We start from the raw sequence: 13,947 nt of genomic DNA, 5'->3' as shown, positions 1-13,947 counted from the left end.
GTTAGCGCTGCCCTTGCTGCGTCGAGCAATGCCCGCGAAGGGCATCACAGATAGAGCTGTGTTGGGTCGCACTACTATAGTTTTATACTTCAGCGGTATTTACTACTAAAATCTCCTGAGAGGCGACGGTCGAGGATGAATGATTCACCAGCGGGCGCTGACAATGATAGCCAGCAAGAGTCGCAAGAGGTAGAGCGTTCAGTTGCACAGGAGGACGCAGAGCTTGAGGTCTCAGCAGCTACTACTCTGGTAGAATTTTCTCGCGACATTGCTGTTGTTTTCGGAGAGGTTCCAGAAAAGATGGAACTCCTCAAACTAGATAGTCTCCCAGGTTTTGACCGGCAGCAGTTGTCTACGCTCCTTGGATCAATCAGCAACATTAGCGCCGCGGCAGGAAGCGTTGCCGAGGGGGTCTCAGGTGTGCAAGGGTTCTATCGGATCAGCGATGCCTCTCTGTCACTACTTAATAGCGGTGGAGCGCTTGCGGTGAAGGATGGTGCGAACCTTGGTGCGATTCTTAACAACGGAAAAATAGTTGGTCAGGCACGCTTTATTCCCGTTGCGATGTCTGCAAAAGATGCTGTTGCCTCAGTTGCTCCTACTATCGCCATGATTGGATTGCAGCTGCAAATCAGTGAGCTTGCGAGCCTTACTCGTACGAATATCGCGCTGACTACCCAGACTCTGAAGATAATCCGAAATGAGCAGTGGTCTGAACTTGAAGCATTAGTTGAATCTGTGAGTGAAGCAGTCGACCACACCCGAGGACTTGAATCGATTCCTGAGTCATCGTGGGATTCAATCGCCGCAAGCGGCCCATCTTTGCGGAAGCAATTGAAGCTCTACCGAAAAAATGTCGCAGATTATAGCCAGGAACTTGGGAAATTAGATGGACGCCCGCTCCGTCAATATCTTGAGTCTAATGCCGAGGCTATGTCCTTCGATGTTTATGCATTGCTTCATTCTTTGAAAGCCTATGCCGAGTATCAAATGCTCAAATCGCTACGAGCGCGGAGTTTGAGTGCTGAAGACGAAAAAGAAGCTCAGCTGTTTGAACGCATTGGGCTAACTATGCCGGATGAGATTCAAAGTGACCTTGAGAAAATCAAGCGCATCACAAAAGACTTAGTGCGCGAGCTAAGAATTATCGCAGAGCTTCCTGGTCGAGCCACGCTATCCCTGACGAATAATCGTAGAGGAAATAAGGCAGTGAAGCTGACTTGTCAACAGTTACTTGATGCCATTGAACCGGTCGCAAATAGCTTTCATTATCCGGTTCCGATGTCAGGTGTTTCTGATGGTGCTTGTGTTCCTGAAGGCCTTGGCCTAGATCCTTATCTGAATATCCTGCGATGGTTCATGGAAGACGAAGAAGTTCTTCGTACGGTTGCCTTTCCTTATTCTAAGCGTTCATCGGCCTTCTTGCCGATGCTTAACAAGCGTGTTGATGGGTCGTGGAAGGCACTTTCTCCAGGTATAATGGGTACGGCGAGCGAGAAGTTGGCTGCCGGCAAGTTCGTTGCGGTGACCAACCAACGAATCATCACCGCAGACCCACGTGAGTTTCTCCGTGAGGGGCTATATCAGAGTGAGCTCTTGTTAGACGATATTAAATTTGTTCGACCGCCCAGCGATCAAGAGAAGAACGCTCGCCCGACCATCACCATCACCACTGAGCGGCGTGACATTAATTGGATGTTCCCTGAGGTCGCTGATGAAGCACAGGTCGATAGGCTCGCTGAGTTGATTTGCAGCGGTGAATCCAGCATCGAAGAAAAGCAACGTGAAATCGAAGGTATCGATACTCAAGAAGCTGGGGAGACCGACTCCGCAGAAGAACCGGCGTCGGTTTGATTCGGCTTAGCTGATTCGCAGGATCGCTATCAGCGGAATAGATAATTCAGCCGCCTCGGCAGAATTGCGTATCAATCAGTAGCGAGCGAGTTCGCTTGATGCCCGGCAATATCTTGACTGGTGGAGGCGTAATACTCGCTGAGCTGGCGATAGGGCTTAGAGAAAAAGGCCAGGATGACCACGATCAGCAGAATCAATCCGGAGATGGCGAACATCAGGGCCATTCCACGAGTGTCACCTTCGCCGAGCAACCAGCCAAACCACTGCTGTCCTGAGTCGGTGGCCATCCACGGAATGACATAAGCCTGGGCCACAACCGCAATGATGATGGTGGACAGCGGATTGGCTGCCAGTTCTACCGACATAGCCAGTCCGAAGACTCTGCCCTGTTGGCGGTAGGGAACCACTCTTTGCAGGATGGTCTGCTCGGCGGCTTCTGCAGCGGGGATAGTGAGCATGAACAGGAAGATTCCACCAGCGTAGAGCCACCACCATTCGCGCAGGCCAAAGACCATACCGAGGGTGGCCATTCCGACATTGACCAGCAAAAGCGTGCGCACTGGGTTCGCTCCTAGCCCAAACTTGCCAACGAGGGCGCCGCCGATGATAAAGCCCAAGCTGGTTACCCCGAGCACCAAACCCCACACTTGGGGTGAAAATAGCTCCAACCCATAGGGGTCCATCAAAGCGGTATAAGCACCGCCGATGAAGTTATTGAAACTGGTGAACAGGATCAGTGCCAGTAATCCGGGAACGAGGGCGATGATGCGGAAGGAGCCGTGTAGATCTATCCCAGAGCTCACCGGCGCTGAGGGTGCTGAGGGTACAGAAGGCGCAGAGGAGACAGTGTCTGTTCCGGTTGCTGGCAAGGTCGTCTCCTCGGAAGTAATGATCCGACTTTCCGGGATCTTGATGGGAATTAGATGCACCAAGGTGACCAACGTCAGTCCCAGTGCAATCCACATCGTTGCTTCCATGCCTATGTATCCGATGGAGACGCCAGCGAGAATTGAGGTGGCGAAAAAGGAAGCGCCCTGGATGGTGCCGACCCAGCCATTGGCTTTGTCGCGTTCATTTTCCGGGATCAGCAGTGTCACTGTGGTCGACAGCGCAATATTGCGCATGTGTTCGACGACGGCACCGATGAGAACCAAGGCAGAAAAGACTATCAACGCCGGGTTCGTCGCAGAGACGTCATCTTCGGTGACCCAGATGACCCAAACCATGGCAGCCAAGCCAAAGCAAACCAAGGTGCAGGTTGCGGCGAATAGCATGACATTCTTTTTGAGATTGTGGTCAACGATCGAGCCGAAAAAGATTGACCCGACGGCGATCAGTCCCATATAGAGACCGTTGAGTACGCCAGCTAGTCCGACATTTCCGGTCTCCAAATAGACCCAGAAGGTCAGTGCAAACCAGAGATAGCTAGTAGTCACATTGGCTACCAGCGTATTAGCCAATATGTGACGGAAGTTGTTCACGGAGGGAGCCTACCTGAGCTGATTGATCGGTGGTAGAGCTCTTAACCAGCTTTCAGGTAATGCGCTGGAGGCCACCTACCTTTAGACTTTCGCCATGAGCAATTTCGTCTCCGCGAGCGACCTGAACCAAGACATCTATCGGGGTAAAAAGCACACCATTCTCGCGGCCTTCTGGGGGCCAGGTGAAAGAGGCGGGCTGACTCGCTACGAGGCTCAGCACCTGCCCACCGCATTGTTTTGTGATCCGCCGATTGCACTAGCGGGGCTGCCAGGCTCAGAAGTTGGCCGCAATCCGCTTCCGGATCCGCACCAACTGCAGGAGTGGTTCCGTCGCTGGGGGCTATCTACCAATTCTTCGGTCGTGGTCTATGACGAGGGTCGTGGATTGATGGCAGGTCGCGCCTGGTGGATCCTGCGCTGGGCAGGGATGAGCAATGTACGAATCCTGAATGGTGGCCTGCATGAGTGGGCCGACAAGGACTATCCCATCGTCGTTGGGCCGGGCAACTTCGCCGCCGCCTCTACTGCAGTGGTGAACCCGGGACAGATGCCTGTGGCCACTATTGATGATGTTCGTGCCCATTTGAGTGCCGGCGGAGTGCTGGTGGACGCTCGGGAGCCGAACCGGTTTGCTGGCAAGAAGGAAAACCTTGATCTCAAGGCTGGACATATTCCGGGAGCGGTGTCGGTGCCGGTGCGGGAGCTGAAAAATGAAGATGGCACGCTGCGTAGCCCCGCGGAGATCCGGGAACGCTTTGCCCAGGTTGGGGTTACCTCCGGAGAATCAGTGATTCTTTATTCCGGATCGGGAAATCACTCCGCGCTGGCACTAGCGGCGATGGAAGAAGCTGGGCTGCCCGGCGCGGCTCACTACCTGGGTGGTTGGTCGCAGTGGTCAGCAGATCCAGCCAACCCTGTCGAGCGCGGCTAATTAAGCTGGTGAGTCTGCAGGTTGAGTTGTCGTCCACACACTATTGTGGAAGCTAATGGCCACCTACGCGTTCTACCTTGCAGCTGCGGCGGCGCTTGCTGCCGCCGTGCTGTGGTATTTCGATGCCCGGCAACGCAAGGCTCAGATGGAGCCGTTGGATCCTACGGAGATTCCGACAACTTCTGCTCAGTCAGTATCTAGCCCAGAGCCGGAACCTGCGGAAACTGAAGTGAAAGCGGAAAACCCGGAGCCGGAAGTAGCGCTGGAGCCAGAACCTGACATTGAGGCGGAGACTGCGCAGCCACCGCCGCTGAAGGAACCTCCCATAGCGTCGGAGCCGGAAGTAGCAGCAGAAACCGAGCCAGCTTCGCCCCCAGATCCCACTCCGGCAACTGCCCGTCAGCGCGGTGGAATCTCTTTTCCTGGGGCATTGCGCCGTGAGCGTCGCACATGGGCGGAGGCAGAAGGCTACGAGTTTTCCCGTTCAGATGACTACCTCAACGATGAGTGGGCTCGAGGCGCAGCAGCCTCTGGAGCTCCGGCCAAGGACATCGTCAGTGGTCAGGCTTATGGCCATGAGATGGTGTTGATGGACCTCGGCGGGGTCAATGTCATGGCCATGCGTCGGGGTGAGGCATCCGAGATAGTGGTGGATTGTCGGCGAGGGGAGTTCCCCGAACACAATGCTTCGGAAGACATGCTGGAGGCATTGAGTACTTCCGGCTTCACTATTTTTGCTACCGACACCGCTGTTGCTCAGCGCTTTGTTGATGAACGGGTGAATATCGCACTGGTCCAGATGCCGGAGATAGTGACCGCGGTGTGGATGGAAGAAGATTGGGTGCTGGCGCAGACCGCACGCGGATCGCATGCCGCCGACTGGACAAAGATGCTTGCGCCGTTGGCGCTGCTTGCCGACGCCGCCCGTGCCCTGCCTCCGAAATCCTCCTCGGCGCAGGTGCTCAACCTAGATGGACTAGACCCATCACGGCAGATGCCAGCGCCTGGTCTCGTTGCCGCGAAAGCGTTTGGTCTGTCATCCGGCATCATTGATGGCGGTGAGCCACCGTTAGTGCAGCGTCCCGAAGAGCCGTTAGATCTGCCGACCCGGGTGCTGCCAGTGGCACGCGGGGTTGTCGAACCCCGTGAAGTAGGAACCGATGAGGTCGATGCGATCGGGGAAGCTGGCCGCAGCCGGACCGAAGACGGGCAGGGAACCAGGATGCCTCGAGATCTCAGCGGGGGGTCGTCGATCTTTGATGATCCGAGCGGTTAGTCTTTGTTCGTAAGGAATTTCTCAAAGACCAGGAGTGACCATGAGCCGAACTGACCTTGACCCCACTGCGCTTGCCGAACTCGCTGAGCTGGTCAAGGAGCTAGCTGTCGTCCATGGTGAGGTGACACTGTCTTCGGGCAGGAAGGCCGACTACTACGTTGACCTGCGTCGGGCGACCTTGCACCATCGCGCCTCCCAGCTCATCGGCGAGCTGCTGCGTGAACTGACTGCTGACTGGGATTATGTCGCCGTTGGCGGATTGACCTTGGGTGCAGATCCGGTTGCCACCTCGGTCATGCATGCCTCCGGTAGAGACATTGATTCTTTCGTGGTGCGCAAAGAAGCCAAAAAGCACGGCATGCAGCGCCAGGTTGAAGGCCCAAGTGTCGTGGGGCGGAAAGTACTCGTAGTTGAAGACACCACCACCACCGGAAACTCTCCGCTCACTGCAGTGGCAGCATTGCGTGAGATCGGTGCCGAGGTAGTAGGCGTGGCTACCGTCGTTGACCGAGCTACCGGAGCTGAAGAGGTCATTCGCGCAGAAGGCCTGGAATACCGCTTCTTGCTGGGGCTGGGCGATCTTGGACTCGTCTAAAGGACCTACCGAATGGGGAGAAGGCCGCCACGGAGTTGGCCCCTGGGAGGGCCCGTTGCCGGAGGACCCTCGTTTTGATGCGCAGTTGTTGGCAGAAGGGGACACCCGCAACGTCGTTGACGCCTACCGTTATTGGACCCGCGAGGCGGTTACCGCGGACATCGATAAGCGTAGGCACCCTCTGCATGTGGCGATCGAGAACTTTGAAAACGACGCCAATATTGGCACGGTAGTGCGTACCGCCAATGCCTTTGCCGCCGATACTGTGCATATCGTGGGACGAAGGCGCTGGAATCGCCGAGGTGCGATGGTCACTGACCGTTATCAGCATCTGATGCACCATCCGGATGTCTCTTCGCTATTGGAATGGGCACAGACTCAGGAACTGACTGTCGTGGCTATCGACAACACCCCGGGGTCAGTGCCGTTGGAGACTGTTGAGCTTCCCGAAAAATGCCTACTGTTATTTGGCCAAGAAGGACCTGGCATTACCCCGGAAGCTGCAGAAGGGGCATTGATGACCTGTTCCATTGCACAATTTGGCTCTACCAGGTCGATCAACGCCGGTGTTGCTGCAGGTATAGCTATGCACGCATGGATTCGTCAGTATGCCGACCTGAGCCAATCATGGTAGATAGACTTAGAAAATAGTAACGAATACCAGTTCATCAGCGACAGGAAAGTTGTGCAGGAGAAATGGGCGCATCGCGCCGACCTTGCGGAATCCGCAATCAATGAGCGCCACAGCTCCAAGCTGTGGGGGATTCCCCGGACTAACCTCGCCGTCGTTAGTTGGCCGCCGACGGCGAAGGATCGGCTTTTTGTCCATTGGCATTATTGGTGGCAGGCGCACTACCTCGACTGCCAGGTAGATGCAGCTCTGCGTCGGCCCGCGCGCGATCGCAATCTCCGCATCCGGAATACCATCAAGGGAATTCGGATACGCAATCTCTCTAAGCTGACCAGCAATAATTACTATGACGATAAAGCGTGGCTGGCGCTAGCCATGCATCGTGCAGGCCAACTCAAGCAGGTCTCACCTAGTAGGGCATTAGTGCCCCTTGAGCACAACATCATTGCTGGCATCGACGCGCTGACTGGCGTTTTGCCCTGGCGAACCGGAGAGACCTTTTATAACGTCCCCTCCAATGGGCCAGCGGCCATCATGATGGCGCGCACCGGACGCTTAGACCAAGCTCGAGTGATTACAGACTGGATCTTTGACACTCTCCTCAACGATGATGGTCTGATCGCCGATGGCCAACGAATGCGCATGCATGGGCCGGAGATCGTTCCCAGCGTGCATCCCTATGTGCAAGGTGTTGCGCTCGGTGCCTGCCTAGAGATCGCGCTCAAGCTGCGTGCTCGCGCCGGGTTCGCGCACTCTGAGGAAATTGCTGGCGTGCATGATGCCGAGCGTGCCGATGAATCGATGGTCTATATCGCCCGAATTCGGGGCTTGGTACAGGCCATTGCAGTACATATGGCCACTCCTGGTGGAGTTATTGACTGGGATACCGGCGATGGCGATGGTGGCCTGTTCAAGGGGATCCTCGTGCGCTACCTCGCCGATATTTCAGTTCGCCTACCTTCGGATAGCCCGGCCAATAGGGCAGTGAAAAAGATTGCTGCCCGCCTAGTCACGGCTTCGGCAACCTCTGTGTGGAACCGGCGCCTTGAGGTTGATGGGCTACCAGTATTTGCTACCGATTGGACTACTGACGCTCGCTTGCCATGGAACTACGGGGCGGCGCCTTCGTCTTTATCTGAGGCCATCGGAGTCATCCGTATTGATGAGCGAGATCTTTCGGTTCAGCTTTCGGGGTGGATGCTGATGGAAGCGGCAGCTCGGGTCTCGTTAGCTGCCGAAACTGGGGCTTCGACAGGTCGCAGTTAGACCGAACCAGCAAGCTGCTCCTGGGATGTGTTGGCTATCTCTCTGAAGAATTCCTCCATCTTGTCCGAGTACACGAGCATCTGCGTACGAATCCGGGCATACTGGAATCAGACACCGGTTATTTGGACACCCCGCCGGTGATACGACCGACAAACTGGAGGAACAGCCCATGCCAATCGCAACTCCCGAGGTCTACAACGAGATGCTCACTCGGGCCAAGGAGGGCGGATTCGCCTTCCCAGCCATCAACTGCACCTCTTCGGAGACCATCAACGCCGCTCTGAAGGGCTTTGCAGATGCTGAGTCTGACGGCATCATTCAGTTTTCCACCGGTGGCGCTGAGTTTGCTTCCGGCCTGGCAGTCAAGAATAAGGTCGCTGGTGCAGTAGCGCTGGCCGCCTATGCCCATGAGGCAGCCAAACACTACGGCATCAATGTTGCACTGCACACCGACCACTGCCAGAAGGAGGTACTCGATGAGTACGTCCGCCCGCTCATCGCTATCTCTCAGGAGCGCGTAGACGCCGGCCAGTTGCCGCTGTTCCAGTCCCATATGTGGGATGGCTCTGCAATCCCGATCGATGAGAACCTAGAGATCGCTCAGGAGCTGCTGGCCAAGGCAGTCAAGGCCAACATCATCCTCGAGGTTGAAATTGGTGTCGTTGGCGGCGAAGAAGACGGCGTTGAGGCCAAGGCTGGCTCCAACCTCTACACTTCCGCCGAGGACTTTGAGAAGACCATCGATGCGATTGGCACCGGCGAAAAGGGGCGCTACCTGCTGGCCGCTACTTTCGGCAACGTCCACGGCGTCTACAAGCCGGGCAACGTCAAGCTGCGCCCGGAGGTCCTGCTGGAAGGCCAGCAGGTCGCTCGTAAGAAGCTCGGCCTGGGCGAGAATGATCTGCCCTTCGACTTCGTCTTCCACGGTGGCTCCGGCTCCGAAAAGGCCAAGATCGAAGAAGCACTGGGATACGGCGTCATTAAGATGAACGTCGACACCGACACCCAGTACGCCTTCACCCGTCCGCTGGTGGGCCACATGTTCGAAAACTACGATGGTGTGCTCAAGATTGACGGCGAGGTGGGCAACAAGAAGGCCTACGATCCGCGTTCTTACCTCAAGAAGGGTGAGCAGGGAATGGCTGCCCGTGTTCTCGAGGCTTGCCAGGATCTGCACTCTGTGGGGACTTCCGTCACCCGCTAAATCAGCTTCATCGTTAGCGCATTCCCCGCCTTGTGCGGGGTTTTGTCGTCTGCAAAAGGTTGTGATCCTTGGCCAAACTGAGAATTGGCACCTTGGAGCGGCTCAAAGTTATTGAGAGTTCGCTTGGTTCCAGAATAAACCGGGTACGTAAGAGATCCTTCGCGATCGTCCAGGCATCATTAGCCGCTGGGCTGGCGTATTGGGTTGCCCAAACTATTTTTGGGCATGCCTCACCCTTTTTTGCCCCGATCACAGTGGTGATCATTCTCGGATTATCCGGTGGCGACCGGATTCGACGTGCCGCAGAGATTTCACTGGGCGTGACCGTCGGGGTGGGCCTAGGGGACTTCTTGGTCAATTATGTTGGGCCAGGTACCTGGCAGATCTCAGTGATCGTCGCGGTGTCATTGTTGGTAGCTTCGATGCTCTCTAGCTCGGTGCTGGTAAGTAACCAAGTCGCGATTGGCGCGATCATCATCGCCACTATCATGCCTCCAGGCACTGCCGGGGGCGGTACCGAGCGCATGTTTGACGCGTTCATTGGCTCTGTTATCGGCCTAGTCACCATCGCTTTGTTGCCAGCCTCTCCACTGAACTCAGGCCGCAGAGAAGTCTCTAAACTCCTGGGGATTGCCTCTTCTGTGTTGGATGATGTCGCGGTGGCCTTGGAAAAACAAGAGGTCAAAGAGCTTGATGAAGCGATCATGGCCGTCCACAACACTCAGGCTGGCATTGCGGACATGATCGCGGCAGCGAAGGGCGGACGGGAAGTCTCGAAGCTATCTCCGATGATGTGGGATTCGCGTTGGCGAGTGCGTTCATTAGAGCGCATCCTGCCGTCGGTCGAGCAGTTATTAGGCGATATCCGAGTGCTAGCACGAAGAGCACGGGTGTTGTGCGAGGACGGCGATCAGGTGACCATCAGATTGATTAACATCATCGATGAGCTCGCCGATATTACGGCCTCGCTTTCGGACTATTTCGATGGCCTCGCGGATGAAACTCAGACCGCGGAGATCCCCGCACTCGTTCGCAGGCTCCAAGTACTCGCCGCCAGCACGGATATGTCGGTGGTTAAAGACGACGGAGTGCTGTCCGAATATGTCCTTCTTGCTCAGGCTCGTTCGGTCACTGTGCACCTGCTGGTCGTCTGTGGCTGGTCAGAGGAATCTGCCACGGCTGCGTTGCCGCCCACCTCAGCGACTCCGGCCTACCCCTATGAACGATGGCCGGGAATCATCGAGGATGACTAAAGCCAAAAAGTGGATCTAAGATCAGGGTCGCACGCATTGAAGGTCGCGCAGGTGCCGGTAGAAAGTCACCCGTTCCAAAGGACGTCGATGCACTACTTCGTCCACGGCTACTGCCAACGCTGGACCACCGGCTTGAACCGCACGGCCGCTGAGCAAAGAATCTGCGTCTAAGCGTTGTCGCCGATCGCTCATTCCCTGCAACACCCACCCGCCTAGTGGCCGCTTAGAGAATGATTGGAGCGTACTGGGAGACCATGAACGGATGAGTTTGCTGGCGAGTCGACCTCGCAGCCCCTGTGGCGTGGGAGCCTTAGGAGAGGACTCCGGAGAGACTGGGGATACCGCTCGGACAGCGGCGATGCCGGGGGCATCAGTCATCGGCACCAATCGGATACCGAAGATGCCGTCGAACCGCACATTGGGGCGTGCTTGGTGGCGAAGAAGAACTCGGTCATCGACCACGATCTCTCCGGTGATCTCGCCTGTTTCCCACTCCGAAATGGTGGCGGAACCTGCTACGGCGATCCCTAAGTCGTTTCGGATCAATGGCGCTGGGCGGACTGAGCCAGTTAGTGCCAACTCGAGTGCATCCGCCGGGGATTCAGGCAGTCCCCAATTTCTAGCGACGGTGCTGCCTGGTACTGGGATGAGCGCTACTTCCGCCCACAGGTAGTCCCCGCGCATCATCCGAGTCAGTACCGCAGATAGGGCAGCGTCAGATCCCGCGACGATCACACGTAAGCCTTGGGGAAGGAACGGTGTCTGAGGGGCGGGCATCGGAGTAGATAGGTGCGCGACATCAGGCTGGGCGGCAATCTCATCCAATGGAGGAGTCGGATCAGCTGGGAGGATGTCGGTGGCGGCCTCGTCGAGGACTGATAGATCACGCCGAGAGGGGATCTGTCCAAGCTGATGAATTTCGATGCCGGGGATATCCATTACCGGCAGGGGGTGGTCGCCACATCTCAGGAGGAGCACTCGCATGAGCCGTGATCCTACGCCGGAAGGGCAAGGGGGTAGAATAAGGCACCGACTATGGCTGTCAATGGTCATGAGTTCCCGAGAACTGAGCGGAAGTGACGCAAACTAATGGCTGCAATCGTGATTGTCGGTGCCCAGTGGGGCGACGAAGGCAAGGGTAAGGCGACCGATATCCTCGGTGGCCTGGTCGATTATGTCGTCAAGCCTAACGGTGGCAACAACGCGGGCCACACTGTCGTCGTCGGTGGTGAGAAGTATGAATTGAAGCTTCTTCCCGCCGGAGTGCTCTCCGAGAACGCAGTGCCGATTCTCGGCAACGGAGTAGTAATTAACCTCGAGGCATTGTTCGAGGAGATCGATGGTCTTGAGGCCCGTGGCGCGGATGCCTCCCGTCTCAGGATCTCGGCAAATGCCCATCTGGTTGCTCCTTATCATCAGATTATGGACCGAGTTCAAGAGCGTTTCTTGGGCAAGCGTGCGATCGGTACTACCGGACGCGGCATTGGCCCGGCCTACGCCGATAAGGTTTCTCGAGTGGGTATCCGGGTCCAAGACATCTTCGATGAATCGATCCTGCGCCAGAAGGTCACCTCCGCTTTGGACGTGAAAAACCAGACTCTGGTCAAAATGTATAACCGCCAGGCCATCGACCCAGAGGTCATCGTCGAGTACTTCCTCGGTTATGCCGATCGTCTCCGGCCGATGATGATCGATGCCGAGTACATGCTTAACCAAGCATTGGATGAAGGAAAGCACGTCCTGATGGAGGGCGGGCAGGCCACCATGCTTGATGTGGACCATGGCACCTACCCCTTCGTGACGTCCTCGAATCCCACTGCTGGTGGAGCCTGCGTGGGCTCAGGCGTCGGCCCAACCCGCATCACCGCGTCCTTGGGCATTATCAAGGCTTATACCACTCGAGTAGGCGCTGGTCCTTTCCCCACAGAACTCTTCGATAAGTGGGGCGAATACCTGCAGACCGTCGGCGGTGAGATCGGCGTCAACACCGGGCGTAAGCGCCGTTGTGGCTGGTATGACTCGGTTATCGCCCGCTATGCCACTCGCGTCAATGGTTTCACTGACTATTTCTTGACCAAGCTGGATGTCCTTACCGGTATCGGAGAAATTCCGATCTGTGTGGCTTATGACGTCGATGGGGAGCGATTCGATGAGATGCCCATCTCGCAGTCCCAATTCCATCACGCGCAGCCCATTTTTGAGACCATGCCAGCATGGGACGAGGATATTACCGGTTGCTCGAAGTTTGAGGAGCTGCCGCAGAAGGCACAGGATTATGTGCTGCGTCTAGAGCAGCTCTCCGGTTGCCGGATCTCCTACATCGGTGTGGGCCCGGGCAGAGATCAAACCATTGTGCGCCATGACGTGATGGCGGATTAGCCGGTGACCTCCGGGATCAGCGTGTTGTTCCTCGGCCGCGGAGAAGCGGCTGAGGAGCTTTCTGGCGCCTTTCATCGACTCGGTGTGACCGTCGAGTTTGCCGATGCCAAGGCCGCGGCCGATGCTGGACAAATTCAAGAGCTAGTTGGCCGCTACCACCCTGACTATGTACTACCCATGGTCGAGGCTGTGGCCGTTGATGCTCTCAAAAAACTAGAAAACGACAACACCGCTGTCGTAGTGCCTTCTGCTCACGGTTGCGAGCTCACCATCGCCCGCGACACACTGCGTCATGCAGCTAACCAAGAACTGGGACTGCCGACGACCGCCTACCGTTTTGCCAAGACGTGGGAAGAGTTTGAAGAAGCAACCGCGGAAGTGGGTTTTCCGTGCATCGTTAAGCTGCCGAATTGGTCGTCTGGAAGTAATCACACCGTGATTTCTTCCGCTGCCGAGGTGGCACAGACCTGGGAAAACGTGGGTGCTGACGCGGGGGGCCGAGTCGTCGTGGAGCAATTTATTGACTTCGACTACGAGGTGACCTTGTTGGCGGTGCGCTCGATTGATCCGAGCACCGGCAGATTGGCTACGTGGTTTTGTGAGCCGATTGGTCATGTCCACCATAAAGGTCGGCTGGTTGAGTCCTGGCAGCCGATGCCTATGAGCAACTATGCACTCGATAACGCTCGTTCGATGGCTGCTCGTATCAGCAACGCTATTGGTGGCCGGGGCGTGTGCGCCGTGGAAATGTTGGTCTCGGGAGACGATGTGTATTTCTCCGGGGTTACTCCGCGACCACAGGATGCGGGTGCCGTGACCATGGGAACTCAGCGTCTATCTCAATATGACCTGCATGCGCGGGCCATCCTAGGGCTTCCATTGGATGCCACGTTGATCTCTCCAGGGGCGTGTTTCATGCTTGAGGAACCGGTGAATAATCTGGCTCAGGCGCTTGCTCTGCCTGAGGTAGACATTCGTTTGCAACGCGATGAACAAAATCTTGTGCTTGCTACTGCTGAGACCGCTGAACTGGCCCGCTCACGGGCCAGACAAGCAGCTTCGCTTTAGTGCGAGATC

General features: G+C 56.4%; 12 protein-coding genes. 10 read left to right on the top strand and 2 right to left on the bottom strand.

The features are described 5' to 3' along the window. Positions 1-135 precede the first annotated feature (135 nt). Positions 136-1,854, top strand: a complete 1,719-nt coding sequence (locus C5L39_RS00745) for a hypothetical protein (protein WP_123046981.1) — start codon at positions 136-138, stop codon at positions 1,852-1,854. A gap of 71 nt (positions 1,855-1,925) precedes the next feature. On the opposite strand, the gene C5L39_RS00740 is transcribed toward C5L39_RS00745, so the two are convergent. Further along, the gene (locus C5L39_RS00740) at positions 1,926-3,335 is read right to left on the bottom strand and encodes an MFS transporter (protein WP_123046980.1); all 1,410 of its coding nucleotides are present in this window, start codon (positions 3,333-3,335) and stop codon (positions 1,926-1,928) included. A 94-nt stretch (positions 3,336-3,429) separates the two neighbouring features. Between C5L39_RS00740 and C5L39_RS00735 the strand changes: the two genes are divergently transcribed. The 7 genes from C5L39_RS00735 (at position 3,430) to C5L39_RS00705 (ending at position 10,491) form a co-directional block, all read left to right on the top strand. After that, complete coding sequence (locus C5L39_RS00735; RefSeq protein ID WP_123046979.1) at positions 3,430-4,266, top strand: sulfurtransferase; 837 nt, start codon at positions 3,430-3,432, stop codon at positions 4,264-4,266. A gap of 55 nt (positions 4,267-4,321) precedes the next feature. Then, positions 4,322-5,542 (top strand): type III secretion system chaperone family protein, encoded by a 1,221-nt coding sequence (locus C5L39_RS00730; RefSeq protein ID WP_123046978.1) that lies wholly within the window; start codon positions 4,322-4,324, stop codon positions 5,540-5,542. Between the two features lie 40 nt (positions 5,543-5,582). Continuing rightward, positions 5,583-6,137, top strand: a complete 555-nt coding sequence (gene pyrE, locus C5L39_RS00725; protein ID WP_123046977.1) for an orotate phosphoribosyltransferase — start codon at positions 5,583-5,585, stop codon at positions 6,135-6,137. Next, complete coding sequence (locus tag C5L39_RS00720) at positions 6,124-6,771, top strand: TrmH family RNA methyltransferase (protein ID WP_123046976.1); 648 nt, start codon at positions 6,124-6,126, stop codon at positions 6,769-6,771. The genes pyrE and C5L39_RS00720 overlap by 14 nt, the downstream gene beginning before the upstream one ends. 51 nt (positions 6,772-6,822) lie before the next feature. Then, entirely contained in the window at positions 6,823-8,034 is a 1,212-nt protein-coding gene (locus C5L39_RS00715; RefSeq protein WP_123046975.1) for a glycoside hydrolase family 76 protein, read from the top strand. 169 nt (positions 8,035-8,203) lie between these two features. Continuing rightward, entirely contained in the window at positions 8,204-9,238 is a 1,035-nt protein-coding gene (gene fbaA, locus C5L39_RS00710) for a class II fructose-bisphosphate aldolase (protein ID WP_123046974.1), read from the top strand. 68 nt (positions 9,239-9,306) lie between these two features. Further along, the gene (locus C5L39_RS00705) at positions 9,307-10,491 is read left to right on the top strand and encodes an FUSC family protein (RefSeq protein WP_123046973.1); all 1,185 of its coding nucleotides are present in this window, start codon (positions 9,307-9,309) and stop codon (positions 10,489-10,491) included. Positions 10,492-10,512: 21 nt separating this feature from the next. On the opposite strand, the gene C5L39_RS00700 is transcribed toward C5L39_RS00705, so the two are convergent. After that, entirely contained in the window at positions 10,513-11,475 is a 963-nt protein-coding gene (locus tag C5L39_RS00700) for a diacylglycerol kinase catalytic domain-containing protein (RefSeq protein WP_123046972.1), read from the bottom strand. Between the two features lie 105 nt (positions 11,476-11,580). Here C5L39_RS00700 and C5L39_RS00695 point away from each other — a divergent pair, with 105 nt between their 5' ends. After that, on the top strand, positions 11,581-12,870 hold the full coding sequence (locus C5L39_RS00695; RefSeq protein WP_123046971.1) for an adenylosuccinate synthase: 1,290 nt from the start codon (positions 11,581-11,583) through the stop codon (positions 12,868-12,870). A 3-nt stretch (positions 12,871-12,873) separates the two neighbouring features. Then, positions 12,874-13,938: an ATP-grasp domain-containing protein gene (locus C5L39_RS00690; protein ID WP_123046970.1), complete on the top strand. Its 1,065-nt coding sequence runs from the start codon at positions 12,874-12,876 to the stop codon at positions 13,936-13,938. The last annotated feature ends 9 nt before the right edge of the window (positions 13,939-13,947 follow it).

Origin of the sequence: Corynebacterium alimapuense (assembly GCF_003716585.1) — a bacterium.
Lineage (GTDB): Bacteria > Actinomycetota > Actinomycetes > Mycobacteriales > Mycobacteriaceae > Corynebacterium > Corynebacterium alimapuense.
The sequence above is the reverse complement of the archived record's forward strand: the minus strand, read 5'-3'. Positions and strand labels throughout refer to the sequence as shown.

What these genes read in the sequence shown, in the direction of transcription:
- fbaA (WP_123046974.1), top strand. Translation starts at nt 8,204, where the DNA reads ATGCCAATCGCAACTCCCGAGGTCTACAACGAGATGCTCACTCGGGCC.
- C5L39_RS00730 (WP_123046978.1), top strand. Translation starts at nt 4,322, where the DNA reads ATGGCCACCTACGCGTTCTACCTTGCAGCTGCGGCGGCGCTTGCTGCC.
- C5L39_RS00735 (WP_123046979.1), top strand. Translation starts at nt 3,430, where the DNA reads ATGAGCAATTTCGTCTCCGCGAGCGACCTGAACCAAGACATCTATCGG.
- pyrE (WP_123046977.1), top strand. Translation starts at nt 5,583, where the DNA reads ATGAGCCGAACTGACCTTGACCCCACTGCGCTTGCCGAACTCGCTGAG.
- C5L39_RS00700 (WP_123046972.1), bottom strand. Translation starts at nt 11,475, where the DNA reads ATGCGAGTGCTCCTCCTGAGATGTGGCGACCACCCCCTGCCGGTAATG.
- C5L39_RS00695 (WP_123046971.1), top strand. Translation starts at nt 11,581, where the DNA reads ATGGCTGCAATCGTGATTGTCGGTGCCCAGTGGGGCGACGAAGGCAAG.
- C5L39_RS00745 (WP_123046981.1), top strand. Translation starts at nt 136, where the DNA reads ATGAATGATTCACCAGCGGGCGCTGACAATGATAGCCAGCAAGAGTCG.